This window comes from Aeromicrobium sp. S22 (assembly GCF_009661045.1).
Classification (GTDB): domain Bacteria; phylum Actinomycetota; class Actinomycetes; order Propionibacteriales; family Nocardioidaceae; genus Aeromicrobium; species Aeromicrobium yanjiei.
This window is the reverse complement of the sequence record NZ_WJWV01000001.1, coordinates 127,128-143,991: the sequence shown is the minus strand read 5'-3', so window position 1 is coordinate 143,991 and position 16,864 is coordinate 127,128. Positions and strand designations below refer to the sequence as shown.

Sequence of the window (16,864 nt, the reverse complement as noted above, 5' to 3'; positions counted from 1 at the left end):
CCTTAACGACCGGTGGTCGTGTAGGGAAGCAGAGCCATCTCGCGGGCGTTCTTGATGGCCTTCGCGATGAGGCGCTGCTCCTGGACGGTGACACCCGTGACGCGGCGCGCGCGGATCTTGCCGCGGTCCGAGATGAACTTGCGCAGCAGCGCGGTGTCCTTGTAGTTGATTTCGGTGACCTTGGCCGCAGCGAGCGGGTTGCTCTTCTTCTTCGGCTTCCGGACGACTGGCTTTGCCATGTTGCTCCTGGTTTCGTTTCTCTGACGTGAAGGGGTTAGAAGGGGGGCTCGTCGGACGTTCCCGCGTTGCCGCCCCAGTCAGATCCACCCTGCGAGCCGCCGCCGGAGCGGGGCTGCGTCGACCACGGGTCGTTGCCGCCCTGGGCCGGTGCGCCGCCGCCGAAGCCGCCTCCACCGGAGTTGCCCCCGCCGGAGTTGCCGCCGCCGAAGCCGCCACCTGAGTTGCCGCCGCCACCGCCGCCGAAGTCGCCGCCGCCGGAGCGGTTGACGCGACTCGTCTTGGCCGTGGCAAAGCGCAGGGACGGGCCGATCTCGTCGACCGTCATCTCCACGCTGGTGCCCTTGGAGCCGTCCTGCCGCTCGTAGTTGCGGACCTTCAGGGCGCCCGTCACGATGACGCGCTGACCCTTCTGGAGCGACTCGGCGACGTTCTCGGCCAGCTGGCGCCACGCATCACAGCGGATGAACAGCGCGTCGCCGTCCTTCCACTCGTTGGTCTGCCGGTCGAACGTACGGGGCGTCGACGCGACGGTGAAGTTGGCAACTGCCGCGCCCGAAGGAGTGAACTTCAGCTCCGGGTCGTTCGTCAGGTTGCCGACGACGGTGATGTTGGTTTCGCCTGCCATGGGGCGCAGCCTTTCAGGTGTGTGGGTGTCTGACTTAGTGAACCGCAGCCATGTGACAACCGCAGCGGGTTGTCCACAGTGGGTCCGTGGATCAGGCCTACTTCACGTCGGGACGTGTGACCTTCGTACGCACAACGGACTCGTTGAGCGTCAGCTGGCGATCGAGCTCCTTGACCGTGGCCGGCTCTGCCTGGAGCGTGACGACGGCGTAGATGCCCTCGTTCTTCTTGTTGATCTCGTAGGCAAGACGGCGCTTGCCCCAGACGTCGACGTTGTCGACGGAGCCGCCGTCCTGGCGCACGACGTTGAGGTACGTGTCCAGGCTGGGGGCGACGGTACGTTCTTCGAGGTCGGGATCAAGGATGATCATGACTTCGTACGGGCGCAATGACATTCAGTCTCCTTCGGACTAAACGGCTACGGGGAATTCCGTAGCAGGAGTGGGTCACCTAGTGGCAACCGCACAAGTCTACGGGACCACCGCCACCAGAGGCCAATCGCGCCCCGATTCCGCGACTGGCGCAAACTGAAGGTTTTGGGACGGCGAGTCCTCCACTTTCGCGCCACTCGCGGCTCAGGTTGCGCCACTCGCGGGCTTGGCGGACCGCGGCGAGGTCATCCGGACGAATCTCGCGAGGCGGCGGCGCAGGGCCGCTTGACCCGCCGACGAGATCGACGCCGCCCGCGCCTCGGCCCGCCACCCGTCGACCCGTCCCGGGACGTGCCGCATCCCGTGGGCCTCCTCGGCGTCGCGCACGATCCGCTCCGGCGTGTGCACGATCTCGGTCGCGATGTAGCCGTAGCGTGCCAACCCCTCCCGCGCGAGCCGCTTCTCGCGGGCCAGGTCGCTCTCGTGCTGGGCGCGCACCCGGTGGTCCGAGCCGTCGTACTCCGCGACCCGGTTCGTGCCGCGGATGCGCAGGTCGACGCGCGCCACCTCGACCCCGGCAGCGTTCGTGATGACCTCCTGCGGGTCGACCGCGAAGCCCGCGAGCACGTGCAGCAGTCGCAGCATGGTCTCCCACCACGACTCGCTGCGCCCGTCCGCGAGGTCGAGCGCCCGGCGCAGCACGCGTACGCCACGCCGTCCCGGACGCATCGTCGCGCGGATGCCGTCGATCGTGACGTCCCCGCGGTGCAGGGCGCAGTCGATCACCGCGACGAGGTCGAGCAGGGCAAGATGCTCGGCGAGCTCGACGATCGTCCACTCCGGCGACGCGACCGCGAGATCACCGATCCGGTGCCGGTGGCCCGGCGGGATCGCGCACCTGCGGACGTACACCCCCCGTCGGTCGTGATGCGGTGCGTCCCGGTCGGTGCACGCGATGATCGGGACCCCGTCGAGCATCGGGAGCCACCAGCCGCGGAGCTGCGCGCTGGTCAGGTGGGTGAAGACCGCGTCGTCGGGCAGCTGCAGCGCGACCGCCCGGCACGTGGACGCCAGGTCGTCCGCGCTCGCGGCCAGCTGCGCGACGCCCGCGACGGGGTGGACGAAGTGCGGGGACGTGCGCAACAGGTGCGGGGTGAAGCCTCGTTCGTACGCCTGGGCGTGCCTGATCGGGTCCATCCCGACACGCTCGCGCCCGGCGGCGTACGTCTTCGAGACCGCGCGAGCAACCTGTGGACGTACGGGCTGGATCCACACCTCGCCCCCGACTGGCGCAGACCGAGCCGCGACTGGCGCAGAAGTGGACGACACGCCGTCCCAAAACCTTCGGCTTGCGCCAGTCGCGGGGAGGGTGGGTAGCGTCGGGGGCGTGGAGCTGGAGATCGTGGCACTGGTGGTCTCACCGGTGCATCGGTACGAGGGGCGCCCGCGCGACGGGGTCCTGCCGTACGACGGCGACGAGTCCCCCACGACCGTGCAGGTGCGGGCCCACCGCGGCCTGGTCGGCGACCGGTTCTTCGGCACCCGACACTCTCGCTACGCCGTGACCTTCTTCGCTGCCGAGCAGATCGACTGGCTCCAGGACGAGATCGCCGGGGAAGGGCTGTTCCCTGCCACCACCGAGCCGTTCGACCCCGTGCTCGCCCGGCGCAACGTGGTGACGCGCGGCCTGGACGTCGACGCGCTCGTGCGGACGACCTTCACGATCGACGCGGGCCACGGGCCGATCCGGTTCATCTCGCGCACCGCCGCGAGCCCGTGCGCCTGGATGAACGAGGTGTACGCGCCCGGCGCCCACCGCGCGCTGCGGGGGCGTGGCGGCATCCGCGCCGAGCCGCTGGACGACGGCGTCCTCGCCGTCGGCCCCGCCACGATCGGCGAGATCAGCCCCCTCGGCGCGTAGGGTCCTCGGGCCACGCGTGCTTGGGGTAGCGCCCGCGCAGCTCGGCACGGACCTGCCGGTAGGGCCCGGCCCAGAACGACTCCAGGTCGGCGGTGACCGCGGCCGGTCGGCGTGCCGGGGTCAGCAGATGCAGCAGCAGCGGGACCCGCCCGCCCGCGAGCCGGGGCGTCTCGGTCCAGCCGAACGCCTCTTGCAGGCGGACCGAGACGAGGGGCTGCTCGGTGCCGGTCGGCCCGTACTCGACCCTGGCCGTCGAGCCCTTGGGCAGGGTCACCCGCTCGGGGGCCAGCTCGTCGAGACGTCCCGCCTCGGGCCACGGCAGCAGCCTGCGCAGCGAGCCGAGGACGTCGAGGCGGGCGAGGTCACGGCTGCCCCGCACCCGCGCCAGGGCCGGTCCGAGCCAGGCGTCGATGCCGGTCAGCAGCGCCTCGTCGCCGACGTCGGGCCACGGATCGCCCACGGCGTGGTGGAGGAAGGCCATCCTCCGGCGCAGGGCGACGGCCGCGTCGCTCCAGGGCAACAGGTCCAGGCCCTCGCGGGAGAGCCCGTCCGCGACCGCCGAGGCGACGGCGTCGGGCGGCGGATCGTTCAGGGGGGCGGCGGAGAGCTCGATCGCGCCGAGGCGGGTGACCCGGCGGGCCACGATCCGGCCGTTCGTCCACACCACCTCGTCGGCCTCGGTCCACGTCCCGGACGCCGCGTCGAGCGCGATGTCCTCGTCGATGGGCGCTGCCGAGCGGATCGTCGCGTCGCGCGCCCCGGGCCGGCGCTCGGCGTCGGCGATCGCGATCCACGGCACCCCCGCGAGCGCCGGGTCGGCGGCGCGGAACGACGCCCCCGTTCCCGACACCATGAGGTACGCCGTGCCGCCCGGCCGGCGCCGTGCGATGCGGCCGGGGTGCGCGAGCGCCACGACGGTGCCGACCGCGAGGTCGTCGGTCAGCTCGGTACGGCGCGGGCGCTCCGGCAGCAGCGACTCCAGCCGCGCCACGGCGTCCGACCACGAACGAGCGGTCGGTCCTCCCCGGCGCATCATGCGCAGCGCCGCGACCAGGTCGCCACCCGGAGCGCGGACGTCGTCGTCGAGCAGCGCGACGACCTCTGCCGCGCGGTGCGCACCCACCGCCTCGGCGCCGTCGAGCAGCGCCCGGGCCAGGCGGGGATCGGCCGGGATCTGCGCCATCGCCCGCCCCCGTGCCGTGATCGCGCCCGCGTCGTCGAGCGCGCCAAGCTCGACCAGCGTGTCCCGGGCCGTCTCGAGGGCGGCGGCAGGGGGCGGGTCGAGAAGAGCGAGACCGCTCGCGTCGACATCGCCCCACGCAGCCAGCTCGAGGCAGAAGCCGGTCAGGTCCGCCACCGCGATCTCCGGGGCCGGGTGGGGGTCCAGATGGGTGTGCTCGGCCCGGGACCAGCACCGGTAGACGGCACCGGGCGCCTCCCGCCCGGCTCGGCCGGCGCGCTGCTCGGCCGCCGACCGGCTGACCCGCACGGTCACGAGCGCGGGCAGTCCGCGGACCTGATCGGTGCGCGGCTCGCGCGACAGCCCGGCGTCGACCACCACGCGTACGCCCGGCACGGTCAGCGACGACTCGGCGACGGCGGTCGACACCACCACCCGCCGTCGCGGTCCGCGGGTGAGTGCCAGGTCCTGCTCGGCGGGACGGAGTCGGCCGTGCAGGGCGACCACGTCGACGCCCGGGAGTCCGGACAGCCGTCGCATCACCCCGTCCACCTCGCCGACGCCCGGGACGAACACCAGCACGTCGCCGGTCTCGGCCGACACCGCCTCGCGGACCGTCGCCGCGACGTGGTCGAGGAAGCGCGGCGGGACCCCGCGCTCGTCGACCGGCAGCACGCCGGGCGGCGGGGCCGCCCAGTGCTGGGCCACCGGGTGCAACGCACCGGGGACGTCGATGATCGGGGCCGGACCGGGATCGATCGTCGCCGCGGTGCGCTCTGCCTCGACGGTGGCCGACATCGCGACGAGCAGCAGGTCGTCACGCACCGTGGCGCGGACGTCGACCAGGAAGGCGAGCGTCAGATCGGCGTCGAGCTGCCGCTCGTGCACCTCGTCGAGGACGACCGCCGCAACCCCCGGCAGCTCGGGATCCCGCTGCAGCCGGCGCAGCAGCACCCCGGTCGTCACGAACTCGATGCGGGTGCCCGGGCCGACGGCCCGGTCTCCGCGGACCGTGTGGCCCACCGTCTCACCGACCCGTTCGCCGAGCAGGCCCGCGAGTCGGCGCGCGGCCGCCCGTGCGGCGATGCGCCGCGGCTGCGTGACCACGACCCGGCCACCGTCCCGGGCCAGCATCGCCGCCACCGCGGGCGGGACGAGCGTCGTCTTGCCGGTGCCCGGAGGCGCCTGCACCACAGCGACGCCCTTGGCATGCAGCGCCGCGGTCATTGCCGGCAGCCCCGCCAGGACCGGGAGGTCGGGCGGGCTGTCCAGCAGCTGCCGGACCGGATCGGGACGTGCGCTCAGAGCTCGGCCGAGACCTTCCAGATGTCGACGCCCTCGGCATCGCCGGCGAACTGCTCGATCGCAGCGAGCTCCTCGTCGGTGAAGTCGGTCTGCCCGGCCGCCGCGAGGTTCTCGTCGAGCTGCTCGGTCGACGAGGCGCCGATCAGCGCGGACGTGACGCCGCCGGGACGCAGGATCCACGAGATCGCCATCTGCGCGAGGGACTGGCCGCGCTTCTTCGCGATGCCCGCGAGTCCCTGCAGTCGCTCGACGTTCTCCTTGGTCAGCACGCCCTCGTCGAGGCTGACGCGATCGACCGCACGCTCGACCGGGTCGTCGCCCAGGTAGCGGTCGGTGAGCAACCCCTGGGCGAGCGGCGAGAAGCCGATCGCGCCGAGCCCGTGCTCGTTCAGCACGGTGAGCAGTCCGCCCTCGACCCAGCGGTTGAGCATCGAGTAGGACGGCTGGTGGATGACCAGGGGCGTGCCCAGGTCGCGCGCGATCGCGACGGCCTCGGCCGTGCGCTCGGGCGAGTACGACGAGATGCCCGCGTAGAGCGCCTTGCCCTGGCCGACCGCGGTGTCGAGCGCCGTGATGGTCTCCTCCAGCGGCGTGCCCGGGTCGACCCGGTGGGAGTAGAAGATGTCGACGTAGTCGACGCTCATCCGCTCCAGCGAGGCGTCCAGGCTCGACAGGAGGTACTTGCGCGAGCCGAGCTTGCCGTACGGTCCGGGCCACATGTCCCAGCCGGCCTTGGTCGAGAGGATCAGCTCGTCGCGGTACGGCTTGAAGTCCGTGCGCATCATCCGGCCGAAGTTCTCCTCGGCCGATCCGTAGGGCGGGCCGTAGTTGTTGGCCAGGTCGAAGTGCGTGATGCCCTTGTCGAATGCGTGCCGCAGCACCTCGCGCTGGGTGTCGAAGGGGCGGTTGTCGCCGAAGTTCCACCACAGGCCGAGCGAGATCGGCGGCAGCAGCAGCCCGGACGTGCCGACGCGCCGGTAGTCGAGCTGCTGGTAGCGGTCCTCGGCGGCGACGTACGGGCGGTGGAGGTCAGGAACGGGGTCCGCGTAGTAGCGCTCTTCGGTCATGCGCCCACGCTAACGCGCCACCGCGAGGAGCACCGGCTCGTCCTGTCCCGCCCAGGTGCCGGTCAGCGTCTCGCCGCCCATGGCCCACGCCCCGCCAAGGACGCGCAGCAGCTCGACCTCGGCGCCGGACGTCACCACGACCGTGGATCCGTCGGCGTCGCGGACGTCGACCAGCCCCACCGGCTCGTGCTCGGTGCTGCTGCCCCCGCCGACGACCCGCATGTTGGGCTCGACCGGCTCCATCGTCCCGTCGGGCAGCCGGCGCTCCAGGTCTGCCTGGGTGCCGCCGGTCACGATGGTCCGGACGATCGCGGCCGCGTACACGGGGTCGCCGCACCCGTCGTAGACCCAGCGGGTGCCGAGCACGGTGTGCTCGGTCGTGCCGACCAGGAACTCCTCGGCTCCCGCCAGCGGCTCGGCCCGGTACGTCAACGGGATCTGCAGGACGGGCCCGTCACCCGAGCGCACCAGCAGCGTCTCGATCCCGACCTCGCCGTCGGGGTCGTCGAACCGGTACGCCCCGACGGGCTCGAGCTGGTCGTCACCCTCGAACCACGGCTGGGTCGGCACCCAGGCGCGGAGCAGCTCGATCTTGCTCGGATGCATGTCTGCGGTGTGGAGGAGAGCCATGACCCCGACGCTAGCGCAGGCGGGTGATCTCCACACCGACGAACAGCTCGGAGCCGCCCGCGGTCGAGAAGATCCCCCGCAGCGGCGGGCTGTCGCCGTAGTCGCGTCCCTTGGCGACCACGACGTGCCGGGGCCCCGGGGCGATCGCGTTGGTCGGGTCCCAGCCGACCCACTCGCCGTCCCACCACTCGATCCAGGCGTGCGACTCGCCCTCGACGGCCACGCCGACGACGGGGTCGGGCGAAGGGTGGAGATAGCCCGAGACGTAGCGCGCGGGGATGCCGGCGGCCCGCAGCGCGCCGAGGCTGAGGTGGGCGAAGTCCTGGCAGACGCCGGTCCTGGCGTCCCACGCGTCGGCGGCGGTCGTGGTGACCTCGGTGCTCCCCGGCACGTACGCGACCCGGTCGTGCAGGTGCCGCATCACGGCCTCGACGTAGTCCGACGGCCGCTCGGCCTCGGCGCGGAAGCCGGCGATCTCGTCGGCGAGCCCGGCGGCGGGGGCCACCCAGTCGCTGAGCACGAGGTACTCGCACCACTCGTCGCGGACGTCGTCGACGAGGTCCTCCCACGCGATGCCGTGCGACTTGGGCGCGACCTCCTGGGTCTCGACCGTCGACGTCGCGACCACCGTGAGGTCGGCGTGCGGATCGTGCACCTCGAACGAGGTGACCGTCGTGCCCCAGTAGTCGCGGTACTCGTACGACCACGGGGTCGGCGTGATGTCGAGGCGCGAGCGCAGGACGTACTGCTCCGACGTCGTCATCGGCGTCATGCGCGCCTCGTTGAAGGACGCCATCGCGCCCTTCTCGTAGTGATAGCCCGTCGTGTGCTTGATCCTCAGCTGCATGGTCATCGCGTCACCCCGCTCATAGAACAACCCCTCCGCGCCAGGTGTGCATCTCGGACTCGGCGAAGTAGCGCGCGGACACCGCGTCACTCGCTGCGGCGCAGCTGCGCTGCAGCCGCTCCATCTCGACCGGCAGGTCGAAGACGATGTCGTTGAGCGGTCGGTACTCCAGCTCGGTGCGGGCCCGACCGAGGAGCCGCTGGGCCTCGTCGCTGAATCCCGATCGCTGGCCGGACGAGCCGAGCTTGCCCAGGGCACGTTCGGCCTCGGCGAGCGACGACACGATCGAGCGCGGGAACCATCGGTCGAGCAGCAGGAACTCGGCCGCCTGGCGATCCGCCTCGATCCCGCGGTACGCCCGGATGAAGCTCTCGTACGCTCCGCAGGCCCGCAGCGTCGTCGGCCACGCGACCTGGGGGCCCGAGGCGAGCGCGGCGGTGGACAGCAGGCGGGCGGTCATGTCGACGCGCTCGATGCTGCGTCCCAGCATGTAGAAGTGCCAGCCGTCGTCACGCGACATCGTGGCGTCCGCGATGCCGGAGATCATCGCGGTGCGGTTGCGGACCCAGCTGAACATGTCCGGGGCGCGCATCGCACGGGCCGTGCCGAGGCCACGCCACGTCGTGTTGATCGCGGCCCAGATGTCGGTCGACAGCGTCTCGCGGGCACGGCGAGCGCTCTCGCGGGCCGCGCCGATCGCTGTCGCGATCGAGGTCGGCGACTCGGGGTTGTGGGCGAGCAGGTCCAGGAGCATCCAGCGGTTGGGCTGCCCGGTGTAGTTCTCGACGCCCATGACCGAGAGCAGCTGCTCGCACGAGGTGCGCTCGTCCATGCCGGGGTCCTCGATGAGCACCTGCATCTGGACGTCCAGGATGCGGGCGGTGTCGTCGGCCCGCTCGAGGTAGCGACCGATCCAGAACAACGACTCGGCGATGCGGCTCAGCACGTCTTGTCTCCTGCCTTGGGGTCACCCTGCTGTTGCTGCTGCTCCTGCTCGTGGACCTGGAGGTCGGGCACCTCGGCCTCGAGCGCCGGGCCCGCGGACTGGCTGATGCCGGTGACCGGGGTGGCCGTCGGGGCGACCTCGCCCTCGTCGTCGGGATCGGTGGGCCGGGCCAGCACCCAGGTGTCCTTCGACCCGCCGCCGCGGCTGGAGTTGACGATCAGCTCGCCCTCGGGGAGGGCGACGCGGGTCAGGCCGCCGGGCAGGACGAACACGTCGTCGCCGTCGTGCACCGCGAACGGGCGCAGGTCGACGTGGCGGGGACGGATGCCGTTCTCGACCAGGGTCGGGACGGTCGACAGCGAGACGACCGGCTGCGCGATCCAGGCGCGCGGGTCGAGCAGGATCTTGGTGCGGAGCTCCTCGAGCTCCTCCTTCGACGCGGCCGGGCCGATCACGATGCCCTTGCCGCCCGAGCCGTCGACCGGCTTGAGCACGAGCTCGTCGAGGCGGTCCAGCACCTCCTCGCGCTGATCGGCCTCACCCATGCGCCAGGTGTCGACGTTGCGGAGGATCGGCTCCTCGGAGAGGTAGTAGCGGATCAGGTCCGGCACGTACGTGTAGAGCAGCTTGTCGTCCGCGACGCCGTTGCCGACCGCGTTCGCGATCGTGACGTGACCCGCGCGGGCCGCGTTGATGATGCCGGGCACGCCCAGCGCGGAGTCGGGGCGGAACTGCACCGGGTCGAGGAACTCGTCGTCGATGCGGCGGTAGATCACGTGGACCGGCTCGAGGCCCTGCGTCGTACGCATCATGACCCGACCCGAGCGGCACACCAGGTCGCGACCCTCGACCAGCTCGACGCCCATCGTGCGCGCCAGCAGGGTGTGCTCGAAGTACGCCGAGTTGTAGACGCCCGGCGTCAGCACGACGACCGTCGGATCGCTGACGCCCGCGGGGGCGGCCTTGCGCAGCGCCGCGAGCAGCCGCTGCGAGTACTGCGAGACCGGACGGATGCGGTGGTCTGCGAACACCTCGGGCAGCGCCGCGGACAGCGCGCGCCGGTTGGTCATGACGTACGAGACGCCGGACGGGACCCGGACGTTGTCCTCGAGCACGCGGAAGTCGCCGTTGCCGTCGCGGATCAGGTCGACGCCCGCGACGTGGACGCGCACCCCGTTCGCGGGCTCGAGACCGGCCACGACCCGGTGGTAGTGCGGGGAGGTGACGACTGTTTCACGGGGAACAACGCCGTCCGCGAAGAGCTCGCCGGGTCCGTACGCGTCCGCGAGGAACTTCTCGAGGGCCAGCACGCGCTGGCGTACCCCCTGCTCGACGTGGTCCCAGTCCTCGGCCTCGATGAGCCGCGGGACGATGTCGAGCGGGAACGGTCGCTCCTCGCCCTCGACGCCGAACGTCACGCCCTGCTCGAGATAGGACGAGGCGAGCGAGTCCGCCCGCAGGCGTACCTCGTCGGCGCCCATCTTCTGGAACGAGGCGTGAACCTGACCGTAGCTGTCGCGTACGTCCGACCCCTCGAACATCTCGTCAAATCCTGCGATCGGTCCGTAGCCGTCGAAGAGCTCTGAGGTGTCCACGGGGATCACCGTAGGACAGAACCGGGGGCCGTGTGTCGCGGTGGTGGGGTGCCGCCCGCCACACCGGGGCGTTTCTCCTCATCTTCCGGGCCGGATCGCGCCACGGGGACTACGCTCGGGCTCAGGAAGGGACCGGCCATGGCGGATGCGTACGTGCTCGTGCTCAACGCGAGCTACGAGCCCCTGCAGCGCGTGTCCATGCGCCACGCGATCAAGATGCTGGTCCGTGAGGTCGCGGTGATCGAGGAGGAGGCCGGCGGGACGTTCGGCCCCTTCCCGGTGCCGAAGGTGCTGCGGCTGGTCCGCTACGTCGTCACCCGGTGGATGCACCGGCGCGGGTCGATGTGCACGAAGTCCGCGATCAAGGCACGCGACAAGATGTGCGCCTACTGCGGCGGGCAGGCCGAGACCGTCGACCACATCGTGCCGCGCAGCCGCGGCGGGACGCTGACGTGGGACAACGCGGTCGCCGCGTGCCTGCGGTGCAACCACCGCAAGGCCGACCGCACCCCGTCCGAGGCCGGCATGTCCCTGCTCGTCGTCCCCACCGAGCCCCGCTACACCGTCGCCCGCTGACGCGCGCCCCCCGTCCGCTGACGCGCGCCTCCGGTCCGCTCAGGGGAGCCCCCGGTCCGCTGAGGGGAGGCTCCGGTCCGCTGACGTACCACCCTTCGGCGGACGGGAGGCGCGCGTCAGCGGTGGGTCAGAGGCCGACGGACTCGTAGATGTCGTCGAGGGCGTCCAGGTAGGCGCCCTGGTCGTCGCCGACCTTCTGCTGCACCTCGGCGGACATCTTGACGACCTCCTCCGCGACCTCCTCGTAGCGGGCGTTCCACTTCTCGGCGTCGATCTGCCAGTAGCCGCACGTGTAGAAGTCGGCCTGCGGCCACCTGAGCTCGCGCCGCAGGTGCCGGCGCACCGCACGGCTGGAGCGGGCCTCCCCCGCAAGCCACACGTAGCGGTCCCCATCCGGCAGCTCGCGTGAGGTCACGGCCGCGGTGAGCGCCTCGCAGACGTCGGTCTCCTTCGCGACCACCTGCCAGGTGAGATCGACGTCCGCGGCGCTCGGCAGCGCGATCTGGTCGCCCGGATCGGTCAGGACGACGTGGACGACGGCCTTCTGCTGCGCTGACAGCCCGCGCAGGATGCGAGCGACCGCGGGCAGTCCGGTGATGTCGGCGACCAGCAGCTGCCAGCCGACGTCCACCGGCGCGGCGTACAGCCCGTGCGGCTCGATGACCCCCACGACGTCGCCCGGCCGGCAGCTGCGCGCCCAGCTCGAGCCGACGCCCTCGTCGTGCAGGGCGATGTCCAGGTCGACGCGGGTCTCGCCGTCCACGACCCGGTGGTCCGAGATCGTGTAGACGCGGAAGTCCGGCTCGATCGCGCCCTCGGGGTACGAGATGGTCCACTTCTCGTCGATCTGCGGGAGTGCCAGCTCGGCCCCGGCCGGCGGGATCAGGACGCGGATGTACTCGTCGGGGACGCCCGTGGACGCCCAGCCGCGAAGACCACCCAGGGTCACGGTCACGAGGTGCGCCGAGAGCTGTCGACGACCGAGCACCGTGGCGGTGTACGTCTTCACAGTCGGATCCTTCCGTCGGGAGACTTAGGCAAGGCTAACCGACGGACCGGCTCAGGACCACGGCGCCGGTTGGTAGCGTGGAGCGGTGACGTCAGCCTCCCTCCCCGGACCCCTTCGTGTCAGGCCCATCAGCGACGCCGAGCACCTCGACTTCATCCGGAGCCGACCGTCCGTCAGCTTCCTGCAGACACCTGCGTGGGCGGTGGTCAAGAGCGAGTGGCGCGGCGAGTCGATCGGCTGGTTCGACGGCGACCGCGTCGTGGGTGCCGCACTCGTGCTCTACCGGCAGCTGCCGAGGCTCAAGCGCTATCTGGCGTACCTGCCCGAGGGCCCCGACATCGACTGGCTCGGCGGCGACCTCGCCCGCTGGCTCGATCCCCTGCGCGCCCACCTCAAGGAGCAGGGCGCCTTCGGCATCCGCATGGGCCCGCCCGTCGTCACCCGCCGCTGGCACGCGGGCACGATCAAGCAGGCGATCGCCGATCCGGTCCTCGGGACGCTGTCCGACGTGCCTGCGGACGTCAGCGACGCCGCGGCCCTCGCGGTCGCGACCGAGCTGACTGCGCTGGGCTGGAAGGAGCTGCCCACCGAAGGTGGCTTCTCAGCCGGCCAGCCCAAGTTCAACTTCCAGGTGCCGCTCGCGGGCCGCACCGAGGAGGACCTCCTCGCCGGCATGAACCAGCTGTGGCGGCGCAACATCAAGAAGGCGGCCAAGGCCGGGGTCGAGGTCACCACCGGGAGCCGCGACGACCTCGCGGAGTTCCACCGTGTGTACGCCCAGACGGCCGAGCGGGATCACTTCACCCCGCGCCCCCTGTCGTACTTCGAGCGCATGTGGGACGCCCTGACGACGGAGGAGCCCGACCGGCTCGTGCTCTACCTCGCCCGCCACGAGGGCGATCTGGTTGCCGCGACCACGATGGTCCGCGTCGGCGAGCACGCCTGGTACTCCTACGGCGCCTCGACGACCGCGAAGCGCGACGTCCGCGGCTCCAACGCGATCCAGTGGCAGATGATGCGCGACGCGCTGGCTGCCGGGGCGACGACGTACGACATGCGGGGCATCACCGAGACCCTCGACCCCGCGGACTCGCACGTCGGCCTGATCCAGTTCAAGGTCGGCACCGGCGGGGAGGCCGTGGAGTACCTCGGCGAGTGGGACCTGCCGATCAGCCGGGCCCTCCACCTGGGCTTCACCACCTACATGAAGAGGAGAGGGTGAGCCGCGCATGAGTGCAGGATTCGAGCTCGACGTCGACACCCAGCGCTGGCGACGGCACCTGGACACGATGGTCGAGGCCACGCCCGGCATCGTCCCGGTCATCAAGGGCAACGGCTACGGCCTCGGCCGTGACCTGCTGGCGGCGGAGTCGACCCGTCTCGGCCTCGGCAGCATCGCGGTCGGCACGTACAACGAGGTGCCCGAGGCACTGGCCGCCTTCGACGGGGACGTCATGGTGCTGACGCCGTGGCGACCGTTCTTCGACCACGTGCTCCTGGACGACCGGGTCATCCACACGATGGGCCGGGTCGCGGACATCGAAGAGCTCGCAGCGCAGGCACCGGGCGCACGCATCATCCTCGAGGGTGAGACCTCGATGGCCCGCCACGGCCTGGACCGCCACGAGCTCGCGGCCGCCGTCGCGGCGCTCGGGGACCTGCGCGTCGAGGGCTTCGCGATCCACCTCCCGCTCGGCCCGGCAGGCCGGGCAGGGGGCAACTTCACCGAGGCCCAGAGCTGGGCCGCGGCGCTCGAGGCCTCGCAGGTCGACACGACCACGCTGTACGTCTCGCACCTGACCCCCGCCGAGCTCGCGGCGCTGCGCACCCACCGCCCGCACCTCGACGTGAGACCGCGCATCGGCACGTCCTTGTGGCTGGGCGACCTGGGTGCCCTGTCCGTACGCGCGACGGTCCTCGACGCGCACCTGGTCGCCCGCGGCGAGCACATCGGCTACCGCCAGCGAGCCATGCCCCGCGACGGGACGCTGCTGATCATCTCCGGCGGCACGAGCCACGGTGTCGGCCTCGAGGCGCCCAAGGCGTCGTCGGGCGCCGTCCAGCGCGGCAAGCTGCTGGCCAAGGGCGGGCTCGAGGCCGCCGGGCTGTCGCTGTCGCCGTTCACGATCGACGGCAAGCAGCGCTGGTTCGCCGAGCCGCCGCACATGCAGGCCAGCATGATCTTCCTGCCGGCCTCGGCCACCGCCCCCGCGGTCGGCGACCGCGTCGACGTCGCGGTGCGCTTCACCACCGCGACGTTCGACGCCGTCAACCTGCGCTGAGCCGGGTCACTCCCTCGACTGGGGCGACGGCGTGGTCGGTGCCGGCGTCGCCGGCGTCGTCGGCTGCGTCGGATCGGGCGCCGTCGGCTGGGGCGCCGTGGGCTTCGGCGTGGTCGGCGACGGGGTCGTCCGCGTCGGCTCGGGCTTCGGCTTGGGCTTGGTCGTCCGCTCCGGCTTGGGCGCCGGCTCCCGGTAGACGGGCCCCTTGTCGCTCTGCAGGTTGGCCGGCGGCGGGAACGTTCCGCAGTCGCTCGGGTCGAGCACCTGGTCCATGTAGAGCTTGAACGTCTGGGCCGGGATCTGGCCACCGAAGAACGGCACCATGTAACCCTCGAGATCGGCGTTGCCGAGCTTGCCGCGGTTGTACATCACCGCGGTGGCCAGCTTGGGCGTGAACCCCGCGAACCACGAGGACGACACGTGCTGGTCGTCGTCCGGCCCGGCCGTGGCCGTGCCAGTCTTGCCCGCGGTGGTGCAGACCGTGTTGCCGTTGGTGCCGGTGCCCGAGCGCACGACGCCCTGCAGCGCCGCGATCGTGTCGGCGGCGACGTCCTCGGGGATCGTCTGCTTGGTCTTGACCTCGTGCTTGTACAACGAGTCGCCGCGGTAGTCCGACACCTTCTGGATCACGAACCAGTCGGCTCGCTTGCCGCCCGCCGCGAGCGTCGCGTACGCATTGGCCATGTCGACCGGGGCGACGCCGAAGTAGCCGAGCGGCGTCACCAGCGGGAACGAGCCGTTCTCGTTCTTGCGCTCCCGGTCCAGCAGACGCTTGGGGATGCCGGCCTGCTGCGCGGCCTTGATGACCTTGTCCGGGCCGTCCTCCATCTGGTCGACGAGATCGACGAACGCCGTGTTGACCGACTCCTGCGTCGCGGTCGACAGCGGGATGAAGCCGAACGACTTGCCGAGGCTGTCGCCCTGGTTGAAGGCGATCTCCTTGCCGTCCTTGAACAGGGGCGAGTTGCCGTTGAGGCGGGTCGTGAGGCTGTAGCCGTCCTCGAGGGCCGCGATGACCGCGAACGCCTTGAAGGTCGATCCGGGCTGCGTGGGCGCGGTGGCCCAGTTGACCTGGTTCTTCAGGTAGTCGCGTCCGCCGTACATCGCGCGGACCGCTCCGGTGCCTGGCTGGACCGAGACGAGCGCCTGGTGCAGCTCCTTGGCGTCGGGGCGCAGTGCCTTGACCGACTCGATGGCCTTCTTCTGCTTGTTGTAGTCGAACGTCGTCACGATGCGCAGGCCGCCACCGTAGATCTGGTCGTCGGTGAAGTCGAGCGACTGCATCTGGTTCTGCACGAGCGACAGGAGGTAGCCCTTCGACCCGCTGAAGCGGCTGCTGTTCTTCTTGTCCACGACCGAGGGGATGCGGTCGGAGAACTTGGCCGCCTGCTCGGCGGTGATCGCGCCGGACTTGACCATGCCGTTCAGGACGTAGGAGAAGCGCGGCTGGATGCGATCCTTGGCGCCCTCGGCGTAGGGGTCGTAGTAGCTCGGGCTGTTGATGATCGTCGCGAGCAGCGCGGACTGCGCGTAGTTGAGCTTCGAGGCAGGCTTGCCGAAGTAGGTCTGCGAGGCGACCTCGACGCCGTACGCGCCGTTGCCGAAGTAGATCGTGTTGAGGTAGCCCTCGAGGATCTCCTTCTTGCTCAGCTGGTTGTGGATCTTGACCGAGAGGATCGCTTCCTTGACTTTGCGGGAGTAGGAGCGCTCCTGCGTCAGGTACAGGATCTTGACGTACTGCTGGGTGATCGTGGAGCCGCCGGACTGCACCGATCCGCTCGTGGTGTTGTCACGGGCGGCGCGGATGATGCCCTTGATGTCAATGCCGCGGTTGGAGTAGAACGAGCGGTCCTCGGCGGCGATGGCGGCCGCCTGCATCGAGGCGGGGACCTCGTCGATCGAGATGCTCTCGCGGTCCTGCCGCGCGAACTCACCGAGCTTGTGCTTGCCGTCGGAGTAGTAGACCTGCGTCGTCTGGGTCTGGAAGTCCGCGTTGGCGTCCGGGATCGCGATCGCGCGGTAGAGGATGAAGAACGTCGCCGCGAGGGCGAGCGCTCCGGCGACGCCGAGGAATGCGACCCACCGGATGAACTTGCTCCACCACGGTCCGCGACCGCCGATCCTGCGTCCGAAGCCCTTCACGCGGTTGCCGAAGCCGCTGCCGCCTGCGGCGCGGCCACTCTTCGTGGTCGTGCGCTTTCGCTGTGTTGCCAAGGGTCCGTCTACCTCCATCGAGGATCCGAGATGCGGATCCGCCCCGTCAAGTGTGCC

At 71.1% G+C, this 16,864-nt stretch carries 16 protein-coding genes; 4 read left to right on the top strand and 12 right to left on the bottom strand.

Annotation, left to right across the window (positions count from 1 at the left end; all coding sequences use genetic code 11):
- Positions 1-2 precede the first annotated feature (2 nt).
- From rpsR to GEV27_RS00725, 4 genes are all read right to left on the bottom strand, one after another.
- On the bottom strand, positions 3-239 hold the full coding sequence (gene rpsR, locus GEV27_RS00740) for a 30S ribosomal protein S18 (protein WP_108580638.1): 237 nt from the start codon (positions 237-239) through the stop codon (positions 3-5).
- 35 nt (positions 240-274) lie between these two features.
- Positions 275-865, bottom strand: coding sequence for a single-stranded DNA-binding protein (locus tag GEV27_RS00735; RefSeq protein WP_153933220.1), 591 nt, complete (start codon positions 863-865; stop codon positions 275-277).
- 97 nt (positions 866-962) lie between these two features.
- On the bottom strand, positions 963-1,253 hold the full coding sequence (gene rpsF, locus GEV27_RS00730) for a 30S ribosomal protein S6 (RefSeq protein ID WP_108580963.1): 291 nt from the start codon (positions 1,251-1,253) through the stop codon (positions 963-965).
- A 186-nt stretch (positions 1,254-1,439) separates the two neighbouring features.
- Positions 1,440-2,432, bottom strand: a complete 993-nt coding sequence (locus tag GEV27_RS00725; RefSeq protein ID WP_153933219.1) for a hypothetical protein — start codon at positions 2,430-2,432, stop codon at positions 1,440-1,442.
- A gap of 190 nt (positions 2,433-2,622) precedes the next feature.
- Between GEV27_RS00725 and GEV27_RS00720 the strand changes: the two genes are divergently transcribed.
- Complete coding sequence (locus GEV27_RS00720) at positions 2,623-3,156, top strand: molybdenum cofactor biosysynthesis protein (protein ID WP_309221953.1); 534 nt, start codon at positions 2,623-2,625, stop codon at positions 3,154-3,156.
- On the opposite strand, the gene hrpB is transcribed toward GEV27_RS00720, so the two are convergent.
- From hrpB to GEV27_RS00690, 6 genes are all read right to left on the bottom strand, one after another.
- The gene (gene hrpB / locus GEV27_RS00715; protein ID WP_153933218.1) at positions 3,137-5,563 is read right to left on the bottom strand and encodes an ATP-dependent helicase HrpB; all 2,427 of its coding nucleotides are present in this window, start codon (positions 5,561-5,563) and stop codon (positions 3,137-3,139) included. The two genes, GEV27_RS00720 and hrpB, sit on opposite strands and share 20 nt — an antisense overlap.
- 74 nt (positions 5,564-5,637) lie before the next feature.
- A complete protein-coding gene (gene mgrA / locus GEV27_RS00710) occupies positions 5,638-6,708 on the bottom strand; it encodes an L-glyceraldehyde 3-phosphate reductase (protein ID WP_153654861.1) in 1,071 nt (356 codons plus the stop codon).
- A 9-nt stretch (positions 6,709-6,717) separates the two neighbouring features.
- On the bottom strand, positions 6,718-7,338 hold the full coding sequence (locus tag GEV27_RS00705; RefSeq protein ID WP_153933217.1) for a hypothetical protein: 621 nt from the start codon (positions 7,336-7,338) through the stop codon (positions 6,718-6,720).
- A gap of 10 nt (positions 7,339-7,348) precedes the next feature.
- Complete coding sequence (locus GEV27_RS00700; RefSeq protein ID WP_153654863.1) at positions 7,349-8,191, bottom strand: transglutaminase family protein; 843 nt, start codon at positions 8,189-8,191, stop codon at positions 7,349-7,351.
- Positions 8,192-8,204: 13 nt separating this feature from the next.
- On the bottom strand, positions 8,205-9,131 hold the full coding sequence (locus tag GEV27_RS00695) for an alpha-E domain-containing protein (protein ID WP_309221952.1): 927 nt from the start codon (positions 9,129-9,131) through the stop codon (positions 8,205-8,207).
- Positions 9,125-10,672: a circularly permuted type 2 ATP-grasp protein gene (locus tag GEV27_RS00690; RefSeq protein ID WP_153655163.1), complete on the bottom strand. Its 1,548-nt coding sequence runs from the start codon at positions 10,670-10,672 to the stop codon at positions 9,125-9,127. The genes GEV27_RS00695 and GEV27_RS00690 overlap by 7 nt, the downstream gene beginning before the upstream one ends.
- Before the next feature lie 192 nt (positions 10,673-10,864).
- Between GEV27_RS00690 and GEV27_RS00685 the strand changes: the two genes are divergently transcribed.
- Positions 10,865-11,302, top strand: coding sequence for an HNH endonuclease (locus GEV27_RS00685; protein WP_153654865.1), 438 nt, complete (start codon positions 10,865-10,867; stop codon positions 11,300-11,302).
- A gap of 127 nt (positions 11,303-11,429) precedes the next feature.
- On the opposite strand, the gene GEV27_RS18170 is transcribed toward GEV27_RS00685, so the two are convergent.
- Entirely contained in the window at positions 11,430-12,311 is an 882-nt protein-coding gene (locus tag GEV27_RS18170) for a siderophore-interacting protein (protein WP_153933216.1), read from the bottom strand.
- An 85-nt stretch (positions 12,312-12,396) separates the two neighbouring features.
- Here GEV27_RS18170 and GEV27_RS00675 point away from each other — a divergent pair, with 85 nt between their 5' ends.
- The gene (locus GEV27_RS00675) at positions 12,397-13,533 is read left to right on the top strand and encodes a peptidoglycan bridge formation glycyltransferase FemA/FemB family protein (protein WP_309221951.1); all 1,137 of its coding nucleotides are present in this window, start codon (positions 12,397-12,399) and stop codon (positions 13,531-13,533) included.
- Between the two features lie 7 nt (positions 13,534-13,540).
- Positions 13,541-14,593, top strand: a complete 1,053-nt coding sequence (locus GEV27_RS00670; RefSeq protein ID WP_153933215.1) for an alanine racemase — start codon at positions 13,541-13,543, stop codon at positions 14,591-14,593.
- Between the two features lie 6 nt (positions 14,594-14,599).
- Here GEV27_RS00670 and GEV27_RS00665 read toward each other — a convergent pair whose 3' ends face one another.
- The gene (locus GEV27_RS00665; protein WP_194944095.1) at positions 14,600-16,807 is read right to left on the bottom strand and encodes a transglycosylase domain-containing protein; all 2,208 of its coding nucleotides are present in this window, start codon (positions 16,805-16,807) and stop codon (positions 14,600-14,602) included.
- Between the last annotated feature and the right edge of the window lie 57 nt (positions 16,808-16,864).